We start from the raw sequence: 21,528 nt of genomic DNA on the forward strand, positions 1-21,528 counted from the left end.
GGCGACCGGTCCCGTGCTCATCCGGCGCTCGTGAGGCCCGGCGCGCCCCACACCGGGAACCACCGCCCCAGATCGGCTTCCATCCGCAGGTCGTCCGCGAGGAGCGACCGGACCTGCAGTTCCAGCGGGTTGTCACGCTTCTCGGCCCCACCGGGGAGCGGCGCGAAGGGATAGAAGGTGCCGCGCTTGTAGAGATAGACGAGCGCAAGGGAGCGTCCGCCCGCCGCCGGGCGGAAGCCGATCAGCGAACAGAGCAGCTGCGGGCCGAAGCCGGCGTCCTGGAGCAGGGTGTTGACGGCGTGCAGGTCGTTGACCAGCCCGACGGTGTCCTCGGCGGGGTGGCGGGTGAGGAGCCAGGTGTAGCCGTAGGCGTCCCGGCTGAACTCCACCGGCGTGCCGCCGCGCCCGGTGTCCGCGTCGAGCAGGTCGCGTACGTCCTGCCGGAGCCGGGCGAAGGCGCCTCCCTCGACGCTCGCGAAGCACACCGAGCCGGTACCGGTCGGGGCCAGCCCCGTCCCCGCCTCCAGGGTGATCGCGGCGGAGGGCAGGCCGAAGAGCCGGTCGAGGTCGGGACGGACCGGCTTGCTGCGGCCGAGGATGGCGTCGAGAAATCCCACGGCACGAACCTCCGTCGGTCGTCAGCGGCCGAGCTGCGCCGAGATCCGGCCCAGCTGGTCGAGGCGCTGTTCAAGGGTGGGGTGGGAGGAGAGCAGCCGGCTCAGGCTCTCCTTGGAGGAGAACGCGGGGGCGAACCAGAACGCGTTGAACGGCTCGGCCTTCCGCAGGTCCCGGGTCGGGATCCGGGCCATCTGGCCGGTCACCTTGGTGAGCGCGGAGGCGAGTGCGGACGGCCGGCCGGTGAGCAGCGCCGCCGCGCGGTCGGCGGACAGTTCGCGGTAGCGGGAGAGGACCCGGGTGAGCAGGAAACTGATCACGTAGATGACGGCGCTGACCACGGGGACCAGGATGACCGCGATGGCGGTGTTGCTGTCGCGGCTGCGTCCGAGGCCGCTGTAGAGCGCGACGCGGGTCATCACGCCCGCGAGGACGCCGAGGAACGACGCGATCGTCATCACGGCGACGTCGCGATGGGCGACGTGCGACAACTCGTGGGCGAGGACGCCTTCCAGTTCCTCCGGTTCCAGTCGCCGGAGGAGGCCGGTGGTGGCGCACACGAGGGCGGTCTTCTCGCTGCGTCCGGTGGCGAAGGCGTTCGGTACGTCGCTGTCGGCGATCGCCACCCGGGGTTTGGGCATGTCGGCGAGCGCGCAGATGCGGTCCACGGCGCCGTGCAGCTCGGGTGCCTGCTCGGGTGTGACCTCGCGGGCACCCATGCTGTAGGCGGCGATCCGGTCGCTGAACCAGAACTGCGCGACGAAGAGAGCGCCCGCGATCAGCAGGATGACGGGCCAGGAGCCGCGCAGGAGGACCATCAGGACGCCGACGAAGACCACGTAGAGCAGCCCGATCAGGAACATCGTCGTCACCATGCGGGTGGTGAGCCCCCGATCCGGGGCGTAGCGCGAACGGGACAGGGACCTGGCCATCCGAATCAGCCTCCAGCGAAGACGCCGCACGAGCCCTGCTGCCAGTGTGCTCCTTTCGCGCCGATCCGCTCAGTTCTGGTTACATTCGCTCGGTGACCGGCCGTCCGGGGTTCCCGTAGGGCCCGCACGACATGCGCGTCCGCGGATTACGCTCCTGACCTGCGGAGATAAGTGCCCGGTGAACGGATGTAGGTGTCCGGATAACGGTCGCGTCACGCTCGCTGGGGTTTTCGTAGATCACCTTCCGTAGTGTGACATGCGCCACACACCATTCTGGCGGTGACGTGGTAGGAATGCCCAACTCCGCAGGTGGCACCACCCCTCGCCACCTCGCGCAGCGGCCGGCCGAAGCCGGTCAGCACGACCAGGATGATCACGGTCCGAGTCCACGGGCCAGCACACCCTGGCCCGCCGCTCGGACAAACGGCATTCGCTCAGAGACCGCACATCCACTGGCGCACCCTCCCAGGCGCCGGTCCTGCGTCACGAGGTACTCACCGTGTCACTCGACTCCATGACCCAGTCCGTTGACGAAGCCGTCAGCGGAGTCTTCAAGCCCGTCGCCCAATGGCTCGGGGACGTCGTCTTCTACTCCGTCCCTGTCGCCGGTACGCAACTCCCCCTGATCGTGGCCTGGCTCGTCGTGGCCGGTCTGGTCTTCACGGGCTGGTTCGGGTTCGTCCAGTTGCGCAAGTTCCGCCTGGCCATCGACGTGGTGCGCGGTAAGTACGACGAGAAGGGCGCGACCGGCGAGGTCAACCACTTCCAGGCCCTGACCGCCGCCGTCTCCGGCACGGTCGGCCTCGGCAACATCGCGGGTGTGGCCGTCGCCGTCTCCATCGGTGGCCCCGGCGCCACCTTCTGGATGATCCTGTGCGGCCTGCTGGGCATGGCCACCAAGTTCGTCGAGGTCACGCTCGGCGTGAAGTACCGCGAGGTGCACGCCGACGGCACCGTCTCCGGCGGCCCGATGCACTACCTGCCCAAGGGTCTCGCCGAGCGCTTCGGCAAGAACGGCCTGCGCTTCGGCAAGGTGCTCGCCTTCCTGGCCGCCTTCATGGTCCTGTTCTTCGGTCTGTTCGGCGGCAACCTCTTCCAGGTCAACCAGTCCTACGAGCTGCTCGTCAACGTCACGGGAAGCGACACCCTGGGCTCGTCGACCGGTGCCCTCTTCTTCGGCATCCTGATCGCCTCGCTCGTCGGCCTGGTGCTGCTCGGCGGCATCCGCTCCATCGCCTCGGTCACCAGCCGCCTGGTTCCGGCCATGGCCGCCATGTACATCGTCGCCTGCCTCGTCGTCATCCTGGTCAACGTCACGGCCGTGCCCGCCGCGGTCTCCACGATCATCGAGGGCGCGTTCAACCCCCAGGGCGTCGCGGGCGGTGTCATCGGTGCCCTGATCGTCGGCTTCAAGCGGGCCGCCTTCTCCAACGAGGCCGGTCTCGGCTCCGCGCCGATCGCCCACTCCGCGGTCAAGACCAAGCACCCCGCGAGCGAGGGCCTGGTCGCGCTGCTGGAGCCGTTCATCGACACGGTCGTCATCTGCACCATGACGGCGCTGACCATCGTCATCGCCAACCCGGCCAGCTGGGTCGAGGCCCGCGCGGGCCAGTCCATCGGCGGTGTCACGATCACCTCCGACGCCTTCAGCTCCGTGATGCCGTGGTTCAAGTACGCCCTGGCCGTGGCGGTCCTGCTGTTCGCCTTCTCCACGCTGATCACCTGGGGCTACTACGGCCTCAAGGCATGGTCGTACATGTTCGGCCGCAGCCGCGCCAGTGAGACCGTCTACAAGCTGCTCTACACGATCGTCGCGGTCGCCGGCTCGCTGCTGACGCTCCAGACCCTGATCGACATGGCCGACGCGGTGCTGTTCATGCTCGCGGTCATCAACATCATCGGTCTCTACCTCCTGGCCCCGGTCGTCAAGCGGGAACTCAACTCCTTCCTGGAGTTCGTCCGTGCCCGCAAGGCCGGCGAGTCCACCGACGATGACGACGACGCGGACGAGGAGCCGGTGAAGGCCGGCGTCGGCGTCTGACCGTTCCTTTCGGAGACCTCCCCGAGGGGGTCCGTTCCCGCCACCCACAACGGCGGGAACGGACCCCCTCGGGTGCGTTTCAGCAGGTGAGAACTGATCTGGTGAGATCGGAACAGGGTCGATAGGGTGAAAGAACGCGTCAGTCGACGCTGGTGTGCCGGGAAGTCTGGTCGGCGTCCGAGGGCCCGTGCGCCCATCAGTCGAACCGCCCCGGAGGCCCACCCGTGACGCCCACCCGCCAGCGAGACCCCCTCTTCGGCGTCCTGCCGTGGCCCGAACGGCAGGCCCTTTCCGAAGCCCTCCGCACCGAGACCGTCGGAGGACTGGTCCTCCTCGGCGCGGCCGTCGTCGCGCTCTTCTGGGCGAACAGCCCGTGGAGCGAGGCATACGAGCAGATACGGCACTTCCACTTCGGCATCCCCGCCCTGGGGCTCGACCTGTCCGTCGCGCACTGGACCGCCGACGGACTGCTCGCGGTGTTCTTCCTGATCGCCGGCATCGAGCTGAAACGCGAACTCGTCGTCGGCGAACTGCGCACCCCCGCCACCGCGGCCCTGCCCGTCATCGCCGCGCTGTGCGGCATGGCCGTCCCCGCGGCCCTGTACACCCTGACCGCCAGCGCGGGCGGCGGGAGCCTCGACGGCTGGGCCGTGCCGATGGCCACCGACATCGCCTTCGCGCTCGCCGTCCTCGCGGTCATCAGCACCCACCTGCCGTCCGCGCTGCGGGCGTTCCTGCTCACCCTGGCCGTCGTCGACGACCTCGGCGCCATCCTGATCATCGCCGTCTTCTTCACCTCCGGCCTCAACTTCTGGGCCCTCGGCGGAGCCGTCGCCGGACTCGTCCTCTTCTACTTCCTCCAGCGCTTCCGCGTCCGGGGCTGGTGGTGGTACGTCCCGCTCGGCGTGGCCGTCTGGGCGCTGATGTACAACTCCGGCGTCCACGCCACGGTCGCCGGCGTCGCCATGGGCCTCATCCTGCGCACCACCCGCGACAAGGGCGAGGAGACCACTCCCGCCGCCCGGGTCTCGCACCGCGTCCACCCCTTCTCGGCGGGCGTCGCGGTACCGCTGTTCGCACTCTTCGCCGCCGGGGTCAGCGTCTCCGGCGACGCCCTGAAGCACGTGTTCGCGGACCCGGAGCCGCTCGCGGTCCTCGTCGGCCTGGTCGCCGGCAAGATCCTCGGGGTCTTCCTCGGCACCTATCTCGCCGCCCGGTACACCAAGGCCAGACTCAACCCCGACCTGGCCTGGGCCGATGTGTTCAGCCTCGCCACACTGGCCGGCATCGGCTTCACCGTCTCGCTCCTCATCGGCGAACTCGCCTTCCCGGACCCCGCCGAGGCCGAGCACGTCAAGACGGCCGTGCTCGTCGGCTCCTTCGTCGCCGCCACCCTGGCCGCCGTGCTGCTGCGCCGGCGCAACCGCGTCTACCGGCGCCTGTGCGAGGAGGAGAACCGGGACGAGGACGCGGACGGCATACCCGATATCTACCAGACCGGGGCACGGGCCGACGGGGCCGCGCGGGGCTGACCGCCGTACGGTGCCGTGCCGTGCCCGCGGGGCGGGCGGCGCGGTGCCACCGGCGTGCGATTGCCGTGGACCGGCAAGAACGGCCCCTTCCGGTTGCACGTCAGGGGGCTGTCGATGCCGCGTAGGGAACCTATAAAGTCGGTACCGGTGTGCCGGGAAGCCTGGTCGGCGAACAGGGGACACGTCTCTTCGCCGATCGGAGGATTCCTGACATGGTGCTCGTCGCCGTCTTCGGGGCCGCGCTGCTTGTCGCCGTCCTGCTGTCCGGGCTCGCCGCCCGTACCGTCCTGTCGACCTCGCTGCTCTTCCTGCTCGGAGGGGCGCTGGTCAGCGACGGCTTCCTCGGGCTGATCCACATCACGCCCGACAGCGAGATCGTGTCGGTCACCGCCGACCTCGCGCTGTTCGCGGTGCTCTTCACCGACGGCATGCACGTCTCCTTCGCCAAGCTGCGGGCCAACTGGCGCAACCCGGCCCGCGCGCTGGGCCTGGGCATGCCGCTCGCCTGCGTCGGCATGGCCCTCCTCACCCACTACCTGGTCGGTCTGGACTGGACGACGTCCTTCCTGGTGGGCGCGGTCCTCGCACCGACCGACCCGGTGTTCGCCTCCGCGATCGTGGGGCGCAAGGAGGTTCCGGCCCGGCTGCGGGAGCTCCTGAACGTCGAGAGCGGTATCAACGACGGACTCGCGCTCCCGGTCGTCCTGATCCTGATCGCCGCCGCCGGCCCGACCTCCCCCCACGCCGAGGCGTCCCTCGGGAAGATCGGCCTGGAGCTGGGCCTCGGCCTCGCGTTCGGCGTGCTGATGCCGCTGCTGCTCAACCTGCTCGTACGGGTGCGGTTCCTGGGCGCCGAGCCCAAACTCCAGCCCCTGCTGCCGCTGGCCACCGGCATCATCCTCTACGCCGCCTGTCACCTCACCCACGCCAACCCCTACCTCGCCGCGTTCTCCGCGGGCGCGGTCCTCATGGCCGTCTCACCGGAGTCCCAGAAGGCGTTCGAGCCGCTGGGCGAGTCGCTCGCCGAGCTCGCGAAGTTCGCCGCGCTGCTGGTCTTCGGGGCGCTGCTCACCCCGCGGCTCTTCTCGGACCTGTCCCTCGGCGGCTACGTGGCGGTGATCCTGGCGATCGTCCTGATCAGGCCCGCGTCCCTGCTCATCTCGCTGGTCGGGACCCGGATCGACCGGCGGGAGAAGCTGGTCGGCGCCTGGTTCGGCCCGAAGGGCTTCGCCTCGGTCGTCTACGGGCTGCTGGTGCTCCAGGCGGGAATCCCGCAGGGGCAGGAGGCGTACACCCTCATCGCCGTGTGCATCGCCTTCTCGATCATCGCCCACAGCAGCACGGATGTCCCCATCGCGCGTCTGTTCCACGTCGAGGACATCGTCACCCCGCCGAGCGGCCGGGAGGCTACGGCCGACGCGGCCGGGGGGACGCCCGAGGCCCGGGACACCTCCGACGCGCGCGTGTGACCCGGCTCCCCGCGCCGCCGTGACCGTCACGGCTCGGAGGCCGGCGAGCCGCCGCCGTCCTTCCGCACGCCGTCCCGCCGACCCCGGCGGATCCCCGCGCGGAACCCGCCGCCGGGGGCACCCGTGCCCCGCGGCCGCTCCGACGGCTCCGGAACGCCCGCGCCGCCCCCCGACCGCCCACAGGCACCGCACCGTGCACCCACGCCACCCCTCGACCCACGCATCCACATCGCCCCGAGGCACATCCGCAACCACCGAGGCCGGTCAGGCCGACGCCGCACCGGGTTCCACCGGTACGGCGAGAACGCGACGAAGAACGACGAAGAACGAGGTCAGCCGTATGACGTTCCCCACCCTCGCCCGCACCCCCGCCACACTCCGCCGCCTCGCCGCGCTGGCGGCCGGCGTCGCCCTCACGGCCGGCTGCGCCGCCGGCGGCGTGTCGGTCGACAAGGCCAACGACGAACTGCGCTCGACGTCCTTCCACGGGCGCGGCTCGACGACCGCGCTCGGCGGCGGGTCGCAGGAGATCTGGTCGGATCCGGACCAGGGGCTACGCATCAAGGCGTCCGGAGCGAGCGCGACCGGCGAGATGTACTGCAAGGACGGGAAGACCTACACCAGCGCGCCGATGTTCGCCGACGCCCTCAAGCAGCGGGGACAGGCCATCGACCTGCCTGAGCGGCTGGCCGACGTCTTCGTGACGACCGAGACCGGTCAGGGCTGCGACGTCTACTTCGTGATCTCCGACAGCGCGGAGCACGCGCCGGAGAGCGACAAGACCTTCGACGGCAGGCGGACGACCGCCTTCTCGGTCTCCTCGGGCGCGGCCACCGACACGTACTACCTGGAGAGCGAGAGCTCACGCCTCGTACGCCTGGAGGCTGAGCGCGACGGGCGGACGAGCACCACGCGGTACGACTCCTTCGGGGAGAAGTTCACGATCACGATGCCGGACGAGGACAAGACCATGCCGATGGACGACTTCCGCCGCGAGGTCATGGGCGGCTGACGGCGACCGCGTCCCGGTTCCCGCACGGACGCCGATAGGCGCCGGAACCGGGACGGGGGTCAGCCGAGGAACAGCAGGGCAGCCGCCCACAGAACAGCGGCCGTGACCAGCAGCGGGCCCAGCGGCAGGCCGTGACCGGGCGCGGCGGCCGGGCCGACCGGGCGCAGGTGCGGATGACGGATCAGGACCCCGAGGGTCTCCGCCGCCTCCCGGGCCGCCGGGCGCCGGCCCGAACGCCGGTCGAGCCAGGACCAGCCGGTCGGGGCGAGCCGCAGCTCGTCTCCGTCGGACGTGGCGACGCGGATGCCGTCGCCGACGTGCGAGACCGCCCGGACCGCGTCCCAGGGGACGTGTCGCACCCGCCACGCGCCGCAGACCCACAGACCGGCGCTGTCGGCGGTGACCCGCCAGTTCAGGGCGGTGGCGGCGACATGGGCGAACCAGAGGACGGAGACGGCGGTGAGCCCCCATCGCCAGGAGACGTCGTCCTCGAGCGCGCCCCAGACGCCGCCGGCCCCGATCGCCAGGAAGAAGAGCCCCACCAGCCGTGAGCCCTCGTCCGCCGACCAGGTCAGCGGTGCGCGTGACAGCGGCAGGCCGGCCACGATCCCGGCGGTGGAGCGGCCCGGCCCGGACGCCTCGGCCGCCCAGGCCCGTGCGGGCGGCAGCGTCCGCGCCGGGGCGACGGTGCACTCCGTCAGCGGGCCGCCGTCCTCGTCCGCGGAGAGCAGCACCAGCTCCGCGCCCGTGTGCGGAGTGCCGAAGAGCACCGCCTCGCGCATCCGCCACGCCCCGTCCGGCGCCCCCGCGTCGTACCCCCCGTCCGCGAGACCGGTGTCCTCCTCCGGTACCCGCTCCTCCTCGAAGGCGTACCGGGTGCCCAGCGAGAGCAACGGCCGTTCACCCGCCGCGTCGTCCGCCGCGTACACCCGTGTGCGGGTACCGTCGCGTTCCGTGCCGAGGAGGACCCGCAGGACGGGCAGCGGAGCCGACCGCAGGCGCTCGGTCCGGCGGCGGGCCACCAGACCGCCCGCCAGCAGGGCCAGACCGGACGCGGCGGCCACCAGCAGCGACAACTCCCAGCCGAAGGTGTCGTACGGCTGGGCGGGCAGGCCGGTCCAGCCGCCGTCCACCAGCACGTCCACGTGCGAACCCACGGGGTGGTCCTCGGGGAACGCCACCTTCACCGCGCGGGTCCCGAGCTCCTCCGAGCGCAGGGTCAGGGTCCACGTGTCGGCGTGTCCCACGACCCGCATCGTGGCGGGCGTCGCCCGCGCCGCCCGCTCCTCGTACCCGGCGGCGACCTGCTCCGCCTGCCACCAGGCGAAGACCGCCGCCGCGAGCAGCAGCGAGGACAGTACGAGGGGCGCCCGTCCGCGGCGGAAGGTCCGGGCGGGGCCGGGCAGCGGGGCGCGCGCCTGGCCGGCCGCCGTCAGTACCAGCAACTGCTGCTGCCGCACGCACACCAGACGGTGGAGGAGTGTGGCGCAGGCGTACAGAGCGGCGAGCAGCAGGGCCACGTTCGGCGCGGCCAGCGGGTCGGCGGAGCCGTCCGGCGCCGCTTCGAGGACCAGGGACGCGGCGGACACCACCACACCGGCCAGGGAGAGGGCCGGGTGGCGCCACAGCATCACCAGGGTGAGCACCTGGACCACCGCGAAGGCCAGCCCCGGCCAGTCGGCGGCGCAGGGCGTGGCGGTGGCGCACACGGGGTAGGGAGTCTCGGCGACGGCCCAGACGGCCGTCGCCGACAGAGCGAGGAACGGCCACAGCGGCCGGGCCCAGCGCCCGGGGGCGGCGGCGCGCCAGCGTTCGGCGTCGGACGAGCGCCAGGCGTGCGTGCCCGGCGGTATCCGTTCGGGGGCCAGAGGCAGGGGAAGGTCGCTCACTCGCGCATTATGTGTGCAGTCCGGGATCGACCGGCCGGGCGGGTGGGCATGACGTCCGGCCCGGACCGGGCAGGCAGTGGGAAAGGAACGACGATCGTGGTCGCGTCGCACACCGAGCCGTCCGCGGCGAAGACGACACCCGCCTCGGCGGCGGAACGCCCGGCGGTGAGCGTGGCCGCCGAGGCGGTGGCCGCGCGGCTCTCCGCACCCGGCGCGCCGTTCGCCGTCGAGGAGGGGGTGTACCGCGAGGGGCCCCGGACGCTGCGGGAGTTCGTCGAGGCGACCTGGGCCTACGGCGACCGGCCGTTCCTCCTCTCCGAGGACGGGGTGCTGAGCTACCGGGAGTTCTTCGACGCCGCGTGCGGCCTGGCCCGGCTGCTGACCGACACCTACGGCCTGCGGCCGGGCGACCGGGCGGTCGTCGCCATGCGCAACCACCCCGAGTGGCAGATCGCCTTCTGGGCGGCCCAGCTCGCGGGGCTCGTCGCGGTGCCGCTCAACGCCTGGTGGACGGAGGAGGAGTTCGCGTACGCCCTCGACGACTGCCGGCCCCGCGTGCTCCTCGTGGACGGCGAGCGCGTCGAACGGGTACGCGCCTGGGCCCAGGCGCACCACGTGCCCGGCATCGTGTTCCGCGGGGAGCCCACCGAGGGGTTCCGGGCGTACGTCCGCGCCACGGACTCCCTGCTCGGACCGCCCCTCGTCGACGTGCTGCCCGAGCACGACGCCACGCTGATCTACACCTCGGGCACCACCGGCCGTCCCAAGGGCGCCGTCGCCACCCACCTCGCCCAGGCCGGGGCGGCGATGCACCCGCGCTACTTCGCCGCCGCCTCCGCCGTCGGCCGCGGCACTGTACCCGGGTGCGGTGTCACTCCCGTCTCGCTCACCACCTTCCCGTTCTTCCACGTCGCCGCCTTCACGTCCTTCTACTCCGTCATGGCCGCCGGCGGCTCGCTCGTCCTCATGCGCAAGTGGGACGCGGCCCGCGCGCTGGACCTGATCCGCGAGCACGGTGTCACCCACTACGCGGGCGTGCCGGCGACCGCGCTCCAGCTGCTCGACCTCGCCGAGCGCACCGGCGACCCGCTGCGCACCCTCGTCATGTTCAACACCGGTGGCGCCGCCGCTCCGGCCGGGATCGTCACCCGGCTCACCGCCCGCTTCGGGGAGCGTGTCGAACCGCGCAACGGGTACGGGCTCACCGAGACCTGCGGCGGTGTCCTGGCCAACTTCGGCGCCGAGTACCGGAGGTGGCCCGAGTCCGTGGGCCGGCCCGCGCCCGCCATCGAGGTCCGCGTCGACCGGCCGGACGCGCGGGGCGTGGGCGAGTTGCTGCTGCGCGGCCAGTCCCTGTTCCGCGGCTACTGGGGCGACGAGGCCGCCACCGGGGACGCCTTCACCGAGGACGGATGGTTCCGCACCGGAGACCTCGCCCGGGTCCGCGACGGGCGGGTCACCGTCGTCGACCGGCTCAGGGACATGGTGATCCGGGGCGGTGAGAACGTGTACTGCGCCGAGGTGGAGGCCGTGCTGCACGCGCACCCGGAGGTCGCCGACGCGGCCGTCCTGGGCGTCCCGCACCCGGTTCTCGGCGAGGAGGTGGCCGCCGTGGTGCGGCTGCGCGCGGGCGCCACGGTGACGCCGGACGGACTGCGGGCCCATGTGGGCCGGCGGCTGGCCGCGTTCAAGGTCCCGGCGAGGGTCGTCGTACGGGAGGACGAGCTGCCGCGCAATCCCACCGGGAAGATCCTCAAGCGGGAGCTGAGGGACCGGTTTTCCGCCGGCTGAGCGACCGGCGGTCGGCGTGCGGCCGCGGCCGGGGTCAGGAGCGGGTGATGCGGACGCGGTACGCGCCCGACGCGTCCTCGTCCAGCACCGAGATCCGGATGCCGTTCGCCCGGTCCGTGAAGGTCTCGCCCGGCCGGAAGGGGGCGTCCGACAGCTCCGCGTGGACGTTGGGCCGGCGGGTGCAGCCGCCGCTCTCCCGGTCGCTGTCCGCCACGGTCACGGGGCCGTGGCCGGTGTCCACGTCGGACTCGACGCGGTAGATGAGGACGCCCGGTTCGCAGACGGCCTCGTCGTTGCCGTCCCGGGTACGGACCTCGACCGCGTATCCGGACTTCTCGCCGAGGGGCGCGAAGGCGAGCTTGGGCCCGCCCGCCGTGGCCAGCGGGGTCAGCGTGTGCTCGCTCGTGCCCGGGGCCGACGCGCAGCTCACCTGGTCGTTGTCGAGCCAGCCCAGCTTCCACTTGTGCCAGCCGAGGAAGTCGTTGTTGGCCCCCCAGTCCTCGGACATGATGTCCCAGTGCCCGACGGTGCCGCCGCCGTCCAGGGTGTAGAGGTCGGGCAGGCCGAAGACGTGGCCGTTCTCGTGCGGCAGGACCCGGTAGCCGGTGTCCGCGTACGTGCCGGAGCCGTCGTCCTGCCGGCTGTAGACGAAGGACGTGTTGGCGAGCGGGACGCCGTCGGCGTACGGGGCGTCGTCGTTGCCGGAGAAGGTCACGGACAGGACGGTGTCCAGGGCCGAGGGGCCGGCGTTCGGTGTGACCAGGATGTTCACGAGGTCGTAGGCGCTGAAGTCGACCAGCGGGTCGGCGGACTTCACGACGTCCTCGACGAGCCCTCGGTAGCCCGGTTCGTACGGGGAGCCGCGCTCGATCCCGTACGAGGAGAACGGCCGGGGCATCCGCAGCCAGTCGGTGAGGGGGGCCTCGGGGAGGTAGTGGAGACGCCCGTAGGAGCTGGTGCGGAACCACTCGGCGGTCTGCGGGAAGAACTCCTCGTAGCGCGCCGTCGCCGTACCGGCCGCGGGCGCGTCCGGGAAGTCGACCATCAGGTTGAGGGCCCTGACGCGGCCCGTGGAGCGGGCGTATCCGGGGGCGGTGGGCAGTCCCTCCGACATCTGCACACCCAGCGTCGTCGCGATCCTGCACGGACCGAGTGGCGCCTCTCCCGGACCCGTGGCCACCGGTCCGGCCGAGGCCGGAGCGGGTTCGGGGAGGTTCGCGCTGGCGGAGAGCAGAGCGGCGAACGTGAGAGCCGACGCCGCTGCCAGCACGGCGGGTCTGCGTATCCGCCGGGGGGTCTGCTCCATGCGTCGCCCTCTCTGATCTGCGGATCGTCTGCGGCTCCGCGTTTCGATCAGCCTGTGTCGGGAGGCGCGGGGGCGCGCGCCGGATTGGCCCGATCAGGGGGTGCACGCCCCCGCCCATCGATGTGGTCCAGGTCATACGGGACAGCGGAACATCCGGGGAGTCCTTCCCCGTTTACGCTTGTGTCCGAGCGAAACGGGGACCTGGTCCCCGGATGTTTCCGGCTCGGCGGAAGATCGAAGACATCCGAAGTGGCCGAGGAGGCAGGGCGTGACCAATACCGCCGACACCGCGCCCGTCCGTCGCGCACCCCGCCCGCGGGCCGACGCCCTGCGCAACCGCGAGCGGATCGTGACGGCGGCCCGCGAGATGTTCGTCGAGTTCGGGCCCCAGGTCCCGTTCGACGAGATCGCGCGCCGCGCCGGAGTCGGCAACGCCACGCTCTACCGCAACTTCCCCGAGCGCGCCGACCTCATCCAGGAGGTCGTCGTCTCGGTCATGTCCCGCACCACGGACCTGGCGGAGTCGGCGGCCGAGGAGGGCGACACTCTCGACGCGCTCCGCCGCTTCACCCACGCCGCCGCCGACGAACGCATCGGCGCCCTGTGTCCGGTGCTCGACGGCGCCTTCGACCGGGAGCATCCCGAGCTTCTCGCCGCGCGCGAGCGCCTGGAGGAGGCCGTGCAGAGCCTCGTCCACCGCGCGCAGCGGGCGGGCCGGCTCCGCGCCGACGTCGGTGCGGGCGACCTGATGATCGCCGTCTCCCAGCTCACCCGCCCGCTGCCCGGTACCGCCTGTCCTGACATGGACCGGTTCGTCCACCGTCATCTGCAGCTCTTCCTGGACGGCCTGGAAGCGCCCGCGCGCTCCGAGCTGCCCGGATCGGCCGCCACTCTGGAGGATCTGCGGGGTGGCTCCGGCCGGTCGTGACCACCTCGGACACGGCCGTCCGCACCCCACTGCACTCGTGAACCGTCGCGCCTCGAGCGCTCAGTAAGTCCGTTTTCTCCTCGTACGCACCAAGAGGTGGCTCGTCCATGCCGAAAATCACCGAGACCGCTCCGCCGGTCCAGGCCGACCCCAGCCGCTGGAAGGCGCTGGTCTTCATCGCCCTCGCCCAGCTGATGGTCGTGCTCGACGCGACCATCGTGAACATCGCGCTGCCCTCCGCCCAGCAGGACCTGGGGATATCGGACGGCAACCGGCAGTGGGTCATCACGGCCTACGCGCTGGCCTTCGGCGGTCTGCTTCTCTTCGGCGGACGCATCGCCGACCTCTGGGGCCGCAAGCGCACCTTCGTCGTCGGTCTGATCGGCTTCGCCGCCGCCTCCGCGCTCGGCGGTGCGGCCGGCGGTGAGGGCATGATGCTCGGAGCCCGCGCGCTCCAGGGTGCCTTCGGCGCGCTGCTCGCCCCCGCCGCGCTCTCGTTGCTCGCCGTCATGTTCACCGACGCCAAGGAACGCGCCAAGGCGTTCGGCATCTACGGTGCGATCGCCGGCGGCGGCGGCGCCGTGGGTCTGATCCTCGGCGGCTTCCTCACCGAGTACCTGAACTGGCGCTGGACCTTCTTCGTCAACATCCCGTTCGCGGTCATCGCCGCCGCCGGCGCCTACCTCGTGATCCGCGAGCCGGCCGGTGGCCGCAACCGCTCGTCGCTGGACATCCCCGGTGTCGTCCTGTCGACCCTGGGTCTGGTCGCGCTCGTCTACGGCTTCACCCGCGCCGAGTCCGAGGGCTGGTCGGACGCCACCACGATCGGCCTGTTCGTCGCCTCGGCCGTGCTGCTCCTCGCCTTCGTGGTCACCGAGGCCCGGGTGAAGTCCCCGCTGCTGCCGCTGCGCGTGCTCACCGACCGCAACCGGGGCGGTGTCTACCTCTCCCTCGGTCTCGCGGTCATCGCGATGTTCGGCCTGTTCCTCTTCCTGACCTACTACCTGCAGGTCGTGAAGGGGTACTCGCCGGTCAAGACGGGCTTCGCGTTCCTCCCGATGATCGCGGGAATGATCGCCGGCTCCACCCAGATCGGCGCCCGGCTGATGACCCGGGTCCCGCCGCGCCTGCTGATGGGGCCGGGCTTCCTCACCGCCGCCGTCGGCATGCTGCTGCTGACCCAGCTGGAGATCGGCTCCTCCTACGCCGGGCTGATCCTGCCCGCGCAGCTGTTGCTCGGCCTCGGCATGGGCACGGCGTTCATGCCGGCGATGTCGCTGGCGACCCACGGTGTGGACCCGCGGGACGCGGGTGTGGCCTCGGCGATGGTCAACACCTCCCAGCAGGTCGGCGGCGCGATCGGCACGGCGCTGCTGAACACGATCGCGGCCTCGGCCACGACCGCGTACATCGCCGACCGCGCCGCCGGGGCGACCACCCCGGGCGCCCAGAAGCTGCTCCAGCTCCAGGGCATGGTCGAGGGCTACTCGGCGGCCATCTGGTGGGCGGTCGGCATCCTGGCCGTCTCGGCCGCGATCGCCGTCACCCTCATCACCACCGGCAAGCCCGGTTCCGGTGTGGTGGCCGCCTCCGGCGAAGGGGCCGAGGAGGAGCCGAGGATTCCCGTCGTCGCCCACTGACCCCGACCGCGTCCCCGTACCCGCCGCGTGTGCGCCCGAGCCGTCCGACCGGCCCGTGCGCACGCGCGGCGCGGCCGTGGAGCGGTCGGGGTGGTGAGACGGCCACGGCTGCTGTCGATCCACCGCTGGGCGTTCTGGTAGCCCTGGGCCTTGTACTCGATGCCTGCAGCATGCACTCCAGTTTGTCGACGTCACGGGCGCGGACGGCCTCGGCGGACTCCTTGGTCTGGTGCTCCGAAACCAACTCCCGGATGGTGGAGGCGAGCGGCTCCGGCATGACCTGCGTCTGGTCGGCGGTGGCGGCCTCCGGGTCGGCCCCCTCGGCGTACTTCTTGCCCAGGTGGTTCACATCTCCGGTGCGGGTCTCCTGGGAGTCGTGCCACACCGCGAGGAACGCCGCCCGCGCCGGTCCGCGCCTTCCAGCTTGGCGATGGCCGATGCGATCAGCGAGGTGCGCCAGGAATGCTCGGCCACGCTCTCGGGGTCGCGGACACCGGCCATCCACCAGCCGGTGCGCCTGGCCTGCTTGAGCGTCCCTGCCTCGTACAGGAGTCGGGCCACCGTGGACAGATCGTCTGTCACCGTCCGTCTCCTCTCCTCACGCCTCAGCGAGGCGCATCGCGTACCGGACGCTCTCCGGCTTCTACATCGCGAAGCGTGGAGAACGGCCGTCCCCGCCGTCCCGTGAAGATCCGCAGGTCAGCAGGACGAGTGACCTGCGAGGTTTCGCCGAGCTCAGCGCAGCCAGGGCAGGTCCGCGTGCGGGTCCGCCGGCTGGAGTCCCTCCGCCATCACCCGCATGATCTCGCCGAGCTGCCGCACCTGTGCGGGCGTGAGCCGGTCGAACATGGCCTGCCGGACGGCCGCGACATGGCCCGGCGCGGTCCGCTCCAGTACGGCGAAACCCTCCTCCGTCAGCCGGGCGAACTGGCCCCGCTTGTCGGAGGGGCAGTCCTCGCGCACCACCCAGCCGTTCCTCTCCAGTCGGGCGACGGCGTGCGAGAGGCGGGAGCGGGTGATCTTGGCGTCCTTGGCCAGCTCGGTCATCCGCAGCCGGCGGCGGGGCGCCTGGGAGAGCTGGACGAGCAGGCCGTAGTAGGTGTGCGGCATCCCGGCGTCGCGCTGCAACTGGCGATCGAGGTGGTCCTCGAGGAGGGTGGTGGCGTGGAGGTAGGCGCGCCAGACGTGCTGTTCCTCGTCGCTGAGCCAGCGGGGTTCTTCCGTGGATGCGGTGGTCATGCGTCCATCGTACGACCCATCCTTGAAAGTTGAACTATATCCGGGTAGGCTCGCCCTCCTTGAGCTTGAACTTTCAAAGAAAGCCCTGGAGCCGGAACGGAGGCGGTCACCATGGACGCCACGCTCGAACGGATGCCCGCCCTCTTCCTGTCGCACGGCGCGCCCCCGCTCGCCGACGACCCGGTCTGGCCCGGCCAGCTCGCCGCCTGGGCCGCCGTGCTGCCCCGGCCCACGGCGATCCTGATGGTCTCCGCCCACTGGGAGGAGGCTCCGCTCGCGCTCGGCGCGACCGACACCGTGCCGCTCGTCCACGACTTCTGGGGCTTCCCCGAGCACTACTATCGCGTGCGGTACCCGGCTCCGGGCGCCCCCGGCCTGGCCGCCTCCGTACGCGCGCTGCTCCAGGCCCCCGGCATGCCGGTGCGGGACGTTCCCGGGCGGGGTCTCGACCACGGCGCGTACGTGCCGCTGGTGGAGATGTTCCCCGACGCCCGTCTGCCCGTCCTCCAGATCTCGCTGCCCACCCTGGAACCGCGCCGGCTGATGGACATCGGGCGCCGTCTCGCGCCCCTGCGCGACGAGGGGGTGCTGATCGTCGGCAGCGGCTTCTTCACCCACAACCTCGCGGCGCTGCGGCACACCGACGCCGGGGTGCCGGGCTGGTCGGCGGAGTTCGACGACTGGGGGCACCGCGCCCTCCTCGGCCGCGACGTCGACGCCCTCCTCGACTTCGAGCACGCCGCGCCGGCGGGCCGGCTCGCCCACCCGCGCACCGAGCACTTCGCACCGCTCTTCGTGACGCTGGGCGCCGCCGATGCGGCCGGCGACCTGGACGGCGGCCGGAGCGTCATCGACGGATTCTGGATGGGGCTCGCGAAGCGCTCGGTGCAGTTCGGCTGACGCCCGGACCGGCACGTCCCGGACCCGCTCTCGCGCACCCGCCTCCTCCTGGGCAACCAGGAGGAGGCGGGTGCCGTCCTCATGAGGGGAGCGGGGTCGGGGGAGAGGCGCCGCCGGACGGAAGAGGGGGAGTGTCGACGTGATCGTCGCCTCGGGGGCGTAGCGGCCGCACGGCGCGGGGAGCGGCGCCGGATCGCCTCTCTGACCAGCCTGACCTGCGTTTCCGCGGTAGGCGACGGCGTAAGGACCCCCTCGGCGGCGGCGCAGGATACTGCATGATCGCGAAAATCAATGCGTCGTGTGGGAATTCTGTCCTGATTCCAGTCGTTGTTTCCGTCGGATGCAGGGCACTCGAAAGGGTGTCGCTACCTACTCAGCAAGGGAGCACGCATGGCAACCCGTGCCGTCGCCCGCCGTTCGTCCGCCACGCGCGGAAGCAGCCGGGCAAGCAGCGTTCGCGCCGTGGGCGGGGAGATCGCCGACCGCGACCTGGTCGGCATGTACCTCGACGAGATCGCCCGCACGCCCCTGCTCGACGCCGCCAAGGAGGTCGAGCTGTCCCAGACCATCGAGGCCGGCGTGTACGCCCGGCAGATCCTGGACGGCGAGGTGGAGAGCGAGGCGGGCGGGGCGACGCGCGAGGAGCTCGAAGCGCTGGTCGCCGAGAGCGAGCGGGCCAAGGACGTCTTCATCAAGTCCAACCTCCGGCTCGTCGTGGCCGTCGCCCGCCGCTACCCGCGCAGCGGGCTGCCGCTGCTCGACCTGATCCAGGAGGGGAACGCGGGCCTGGTGCGCGCGGTCGAGAAGTTCGACTACGCCAAGGGCTTCAAGTTCTCCACCTACGCCACGTGGTGGATACGTCAGGCCATCACACGGTCCATAGCCGACCAGTCCCGCACCATCCGGCTTCCCGTGCACCTCGTCGAGGAACTCGGACGGATCCGGCGCGTCCAGCGCGAGTTCAACCGCGAACACGGCCGGGAGCCGGAGCCGGCGGAGATCGCGGCGGAGCTGGACTCGAAGCCCGAGCGCGTGGTGGACGTCCTCGACTGGGCGCGCGACCCCGTCTCGCTGAACATGTCGGTGGACGACGAGGGCGAGACGCAGTTCGGCGACCTGCTGGAGGACACGTCGGCGGTGTCGCCCGAGCAGTCGGTGCTCACGCTGTTGCGCAGCGAGGAGCTCGACGACCTGATCGACAAGCTCGACCACCGCACCGCGTCGATCATCCGCATGCGGTACGGCATCGAGGACGGCCGGGAGCGGACCCTGACGGAGGTCGGCAAGGAACACGGCCTGACCCGCGAGCGGATCCGCCAGATCGAGAAGCACGCGCTGCTGGAACTCAAGAAGATGGCGCGGGACACCGGCTTCGACGCCGTGGCCTGAGGGCCTCTCGGGTGCCCCGCGCGGCGGCGGCGGGCTCCGGGTCGCCTGAGAGCCAGGCTCTCAGGCCCCGGTCGCCGCACCCAGGCGGGCCGAGAGTTCCCGCACGTGGGTGATCAGCGGGTCCGGGGCGTGGATTCTGAAGGGGCAGTCGACCAGGGCCAGGCGCAGCGCGATCCATTCCAGCGAGTCCGCGCAGCGGGCGCGGAGCCGACAGGTCCGCGGGGAGGTGGACTCCGGGGCGAGATGGGCGGGCAGGCGTGCCGCCACGACGTCCGCCGGAGCGTCGAACTCCACGTCCAGCGCGAGGTCCGACGCCGTCCGCGCCATCGACCGGGCCATGTACGCGACCGCACCCCCTTCCGGCAGCTCCCGCGGACCGAAGCGGGCCCCCGTCGCGAAGGGATCGCTCACCCGGTCCACCCGGAACGTCCGCCAGTCCTCGCGCCCCAGGTCGTACGCCACCAGGTACCAGCGCATGCCGGTCGACACGAGCCGGTACGGCTCCACCAGCCGCCGGCTCTCCGTGCCGTCGCCCGCCCGGTAGCCGAACCGCAGTCGTTCCTGACCCGTCACCGCGCCCGCGAGCGTCGTCAGCGTCTGCGGCGCGACCGTCGCGCCGTCCCCGCGTGTCAGCGGGATCGTCGCGTTCTGCAGCGTGGAGACCCGGTGCCGCAGCCGCGACGGGAGCACCTGCTCCAGCTTGGCCAGCGCCCGTACCGACGCCTCCTCCACGCCCTCGATCGCGTGACCCGCTCCCGCCCGCAGCCCGACCGCGATCGCCACCGCCTCCTCGTCGTCGAGGAGCAGCGGAGGCATCGCCGAACCCGCGACCAGGCGGTACCCGCCCACCGCGCCCTTGGTCGCCTCGACGGGATAGCCCAGCTCCCGCAATCGGTCGACGTCCCGCCGGATCGTCCGCGCCGAGACCAGGAGCCGTGCCGCCAGCTCGCTGCCCGGCCATTCGCGCGGAGTCTGAAGCAGGGAGAGCAGATTCAGAAGTCGTGCCGGAGTGTCCGTCATGCCCTCCAGGATGCGGTGCATCTAGGACATGTACTGACCTATTTGGCCTCTAACTTTCTCGTATGAGTTCACACGACGCCACCGACAGAAGGCGCTGGATCGCCCTCGCCATCGTCATGACCGCCGCCTTCATGGACCTGGTCGACGCCACGATCGTCAACATCGCGATCCCCAGCATCGAGCGCGGTCTCGGCGCCTCGTTCGGGGCGATCCAGTGGATCACCGCCGGCTACGCACTGGCGTTCGCCGCCGGTCTGATCACCGGTGGCCGACTCGGTGACATCTACGGCCGCAAGCGCCTCTTCCTCCTCGGCACCGCCGGCTTCACCCTCGCCTCGGCGCTCTGCGGCTTCGCCGCCAACCCGGAGATGCTGGTCGCCTCCCGCCTCCTCCAGGGCGCCGCGGCGGCGATGATGGTCCCGCAGGTCCTGTCGATCATCCACGTCACCTTCCCCGCGCACGAGCGCGGCAAGGTCTTCGGCATGTTCGGCGCGGTCATCGGGCTCGGCGCCGTCTCCGGACCGCTGCTCGGTGCCCTGCTGACCCAGTGGAACCTCTTCGGCCTGGAGTGGCGGCCGATCTTCCTCATCAACCTGCCGGTCGGCATCGCGGGACTGATCCTGGGCCGCAGGTTCATCACCGAGTCCAAGGCACCCAAGGCGCTCCGCCTCGACCTCGTCGGCGTCCTGCTCGTGACGCTGGCGCTGCTGATGCTGGTCTACCCGCTCACACGCGGCCGCGAGCTGGGCTGGCCGCTGTGGGGGCACCTCTGCATGGCCGGCAGCGTCCTCGTCTTCGCCGCCCTCGTCGCCTACGAGAAGTACAAGACGAGGAAGGACGGATCGCCGCTGGTCGAGCTGTCGCTGTTCAAGGTGAAGAGCTTCGCCGCCGGTATCGCCGTGCAGCTGACCTTCGGCGTCGTGCTCGGCATCTTCTTCCTGGTCTGGACGCTCTACATGCAGATCGGGCTCGGCTGGAGCCCGATCAAGGCCGGTCTGACCGGTGTGCCGTTCTCGGTCTCCGTCTCGCTGGCGGCCGGCATGTCGGTGCAGAAGCTGGTGCCGCGCTTCGGCCGCAAGGTACTGCAGGCGGGCGCCCTGACGATGGTCGCCGGAGTGCTGTTCTACCTCTGGGAGGCCGGCCGCTACGGCGACGGCATCCACCCCTGGCAGATGATCCCGCCGCTGGTCGTGATGGGCCTGGGCATGGGTCTGATCGTGGCCCCGCTGACCGACGCCGTGCTCTCCGAGGTCCCGCGTGAGCATGCGGGCTCGGCCTCCGGCCTGATCAACACGACCGGGCAGATGGGCAACGCCCTCGGGCTCGGCCTCGTCTCCGTGGTCTTCTTCGGATCGATCGACGAACGACGGCTGGGGGAGCTGCCGGAGCAGGTCGGCACGGCGTACGCGGGCGCCTTCCAGAACGCCCTGTGGTGCGTGGCCGCCGTGCTCGTCGCGATCTTCCTGGTGATGTTCGCGCTCCCGGCGAAGCCGAAGCAGCACGTGGAGGGTGCGGGGGACGAGGCCGACGGGAACCCGGGCGGGCCGGCCGTCTCCACGGGGGTCCCCGAGCACGGGGAACGCTCCGACGAGAGCTCCGGCCTGCAGGACCGGCCGGTGCTCACGCACTGAGGCGAGTGGTGGGGCGGTGTGGGCCCCGGGGGTACACCCCCGGGGCCCACACCTCTTTCGCACCCTCCCGGTCTCGTCGCACCCCCGGTGCCCCGGCACCACGCTCCGCCGGGGGCGACCAGGAAAGGGGGCGTGTGACGGCGAAATGTCCGCACGTCGTCGGCGTGCCGCCCCCGGGCTGCCTGGTCCCGTGC

At 71.6% G+C, this 21,528-nt stretch carries 16 protein-coding genes and 1 pseudogene; 10 read left to right on the top strand and 7 right to left on the bottom strand.

All coding sequences use genetic code 11. The features are described 5' to 3' along the window. Positions 1–17: 17 nt before the first annotated feature. Both pspAB and htpX read right to left on the bottom strand, forming a co-directional pair. Positions 18–617 carry a PspA-associated protein PspAB gene (gene pspAB / locus OG393_RS19080; protein WP_327375877.1) on the bottom strand — a complete coding sequence of 200 codons (600 nt, stop codon included), beginning with the start codon at positions 615–617 and terminating at the stop codon, positions 18–20. A gap of 21 nt (positions 618–638) precedes the next feature. Beyond that, the gene (gene htpX, locus OG393_RS19085; protein ID WP_327375878.1) at positions 639–1,547 is read right to left on the bottom strand and encodes a zinc metalloprotease HtpX; all 909 of its coding nucleotides are present in this window, start codon (positions 1,545–1,547) and stop codon (positions 639–641) included. Positions 1,548–2,046: 499 nt separating this feature from the next. On the opposite strand from htpX, the gene OG393_RS19090 reads away from it, so the two are divergent. From OG393_RS19090 to OG393_RS19105, 4 genes are all read left to right on the top strand, one after another. Next, a complete protein-coding gene (locus OG393_RS19090) occupies positions 2,047–3,588 on the top strand; it encodes an alanine/glycine:cation symporter family protein (RefSeq protein ID WP_327375879.1) in 1,542 nt (513 codons plus the stop codon). 224 nt (positions 3,589–3,812) lie between these two features. Next, positions 3,813–5,120, top strand: coding sequence for a Na+/H+ antiporter NhaA (nhaA, locus tag OG393_RS19095; RefSeq protein ID WP_327375880.1), 1,308 nt, complete (start codon positions 3,813–3,815; stop codon positions 5,118–5,120). A 212-nt stretch (positions 5,121–5,332) separates the two neighbouring features. Next, on the top strand, positions 5,333–6,589 hold the full coding sequence (locus tag OG393_RS19100) for a cation:proton antiporter (protein WP_327375881.1): 1,257 nt from the start codon (positions 5,333–5,335) through the stop codon (positions 6,587–6,589). A gap of 340 nt (positions 6,590–6,929) precedes the next feature. Continuing rightward, positions 6,930–7,601, top strand: coding sequence for a hypothetical protein (locus tag OG393_RS19105; protein ID WP_327375882.1), 672 nt, complete (start codon positions 6,930–6,932; stop codon positions 7,599–7,601). A 59-nt stretch (positions 7,602–7,660) separates the two neighbouring features. Here OG393_RS19105 and OG393_RS19110 read toward each other — a convergent pair whose 3' ends face one another. Beyond that, positions 7,661–9,490 (bottom strand): hypothetical protein, encoded by a 1,830-nt coding sequence (locus tag OG393_RS19110; RefSeq protein WP_327375883.1) that lies wholly within the window; start codon positions 9,488–9,490, stop codon positions 7,661–7,663. Between the two features lie 96 nt (positions 9,491–9,586). Here OG393_RS19110 and OG393_RS19115 point away from each other — a divergent pair, with 96 nt between their 5' ends. After that, a complete protein-coding gene (locus OG393_RS19115) occupies positions 9,587–11,281 on the top strand; it encodes a class I adenylate-forming enzyme family protein (RefSeq protein WP_442817325.1) in 1,695 nt (564 codons plus the stop codon). A gap of 34 nt (positions 11,282–11,315) precedes the next feature. Here OG393_RS19115 and OG393_RS19120 read toward each other — a convergent pair whose 3' ends face one another. Continuing rightward, positions 11,316–12,587 carry a M6 family metalloprotease domain-containing protein gene (locus OG393_RS19120; protein ID WP_327375884.1) on the bottom strand — a complete coding sequence of 424 codons (1,272 nt, stop codon included), beginning with the start codon at positions 12,585–12,587 and terminating at the stop codon, positions 11,316–11,318. A 268-nt stretch (positions 12,588–12,855) separates the two neighbouring features. Between OG393_RS19120 and OG393_RS19125 the strand changes: the two genes are divergently transcribed. After that, positions 12,856–13,515 carry a TetR/AcrR family transcriptional regulator gene (locus OG393_RS19125; protein WP_327375885.1) on the top strand — a complete coding sequence of 220 codons (660 nt, stop codon included), beginning with the start codon at positions 12,856–12,858 and terminating at the stop codon, positions 13,513–13,515. A gap of 107 nt (positions 13,516–13,622) precedes the next feature. Then, positions 13,623–15,155, top strand: a complete 1,533-nt coding sequence (locus tag OG393_RS19130; protein WP_327375886.1) for an MFS transporter — start codon at positions 13,623–13,625, stop codon at positions 15,153–15,155. 74 nt (positions 15,156–15,229) lie between these two features. Here OG393_RS19130 and OG393_RS19135 read toward each other — a convergent pair. Together OG393_RS19135 and OG393_RS19140 are read right to left on the bottom strand one after the other, a co-directional pair. Further along, a pseudogene (locus OG393_RS19135) lies at positions 15,230–15,737 on the bottom strand (HD domain-containing protein); the annotation flags it as partial. A 153-nt stretch (positions 15,738–15,890) separates the two neighbouring features. After that, positions 15,891–16,394 (bottom strand): MarR family winged helix-turn-helix transcriptional regulator, encoded by a 504-nt coding sequence (locus OG393_RS19140; protein WP_327375887.1) that lies wholly within the window; start codon positions 16,392–16,394, stop codon positions 15,891–15,893. Positions 16,395–16,505: 111 nt separating this feature from the next. Here OG393_RS19140 and OG393_RS19145 point away from each other — a divergent pair, with 111 nt between their 5' ends. Continuing rightward, positions 16,506–17,294 carry a dioxygenase family protein gene (locus OG393_RS19145; RefSeq protein ID WP_327375888.1) on the top strand — a complete coding sequence of 263 codons (789 nt, stop codon included), beginning with the start codon at positions 16,506–16,508 and terminating at the stop codon, positions 17,292–17,294. A 390-nt stretch (positions 17,295–17,684) separates the two neighbouring features. Then, a complete protein-coding gene (locus tag OG393_RS19150; protein WP_327375889.1) occupies positions 17,685–18,683 on the top strand; it encodes a sigma-70 family RNA polymerase sigma factor in 999 nt (332 codons plus the stop codon). Between the two features lie 60 nt (positions 18,684–18,743). On the opposite strand, the gene OG393_RS19155 is transcribed toward OG393_RS19150, so the two are convergent. Continuing rightward, positions 18,744–19,703 carry a helix-turn-helix transcriptional regulator gene (locus OG393_RS19155; protein WP_327375890.1) on the bottom strand — a complete coding sequence of 320 codons (960 nt, stop codon included), beginning with the start codon at positions 19,701–19,703 and terminating at the stop codon, positions 18,744–18,746. A 62-nt stretch (positions 19,704–19,765) separates the two neighbouring features. Here OG393_RS19155 and OG393_RS19160 point away from each other — a divergent pair, with 62 nt between their 5' ends. Then, positions 19,766–21,334, top strand: a complete 1,569-nt coding sequence (locus OG393_RS19160; protein WP_327375891.1) for an MFS transporter — start codon at positions 19,766–19,768, stop codon at positions 21,332–21,334. Positions 21,335–21,528: the final 194 nt, after the last annotated feature.

Origin of the sequence: Streptomyces sp. NBC_01216 (assembly GCF_035994945.1) — a bacterium.
Classification (GTDB): domain Bacteria; phylum Actinomycetota; class Actinomycetes; order Streptomycetales; family Streptomycetaceae; genus Streptomyces.

Excerpts from the sequence above, each read along its gene's own strand:
- OG393_RS19145 (WP_327375888.1), top strand. The coding sequence starts at position 16,506 with ATGGACGCCACGCTCGAACGGATGCCCGCCCTCTTCCTGTCGCACGGC.
- OG393_RS19105 (WP_327375882.1), top strand. The coding sequence starts at position 6,930 with ATGACGTTCCCCACCCTCGCCCGCACCCCCGCCACACTCCGCCGCCTC.
- OG393_RS19155 (WP_327375890.1), bottom strand. The coding sequence starts at position 19,703 with ATGACGGACACTCCGGCACGACTTCTGAATCTGCTCTCCCTGCTTCAG.
- OG393_RS19120 (WP_327375884.1), bottom strand. The coding sequence starts at position 12,587 with ATGGAGCAGACCCCCCGGCGGATACGCAGACCCGCCGTGCTGGCAGCG.
- OG393_RS19140 (WP_327375887.1), bottom strand. The coding sequence starts at position 16,394 with ATGACCACCGCATCCACGGAAGAACCCCGCTGGCTCAGCGACGAGGAA.
- OG393_RS19150 (WP_327375889.1), top strand. The coding sequence starts at position 17,685 with ATGGCAACCCGTGCCGTCGCCCGCCGTTCGTCCGCCACGCGCGGAAGC.
- OG393_RS19160 (WP_327375891.1), top strand. The coding sequence starts at position 19,766 with ATGAGTTCACACGACGCCACCGACAGAAGGCGCTGGATCGCCCTCGCC.
- htpX (WP_327375878.1), bottom strand. The coding sequence starts at position 1,547 with ATGGCCAGGTCCCTGTCCCGTTCGCGCTACGCCCCGGATCGGGGGCTC.
- OG393_RS19130 (WP_327375886.1), top strand. The coding sequence starts at position 13,623 with ATGCCGAAAATCACCGAGACCGCTCCGCCGGTCCAGGCCGACCCCAGC.
- OG393_RS19100 (WP_327375881.1), top strand. The coding sequence starts at position 5,333 with ATGGTGCTCGTCGCCGTCTTCGGGGCCGCGCTGCTTGTCGCCGTCCTG.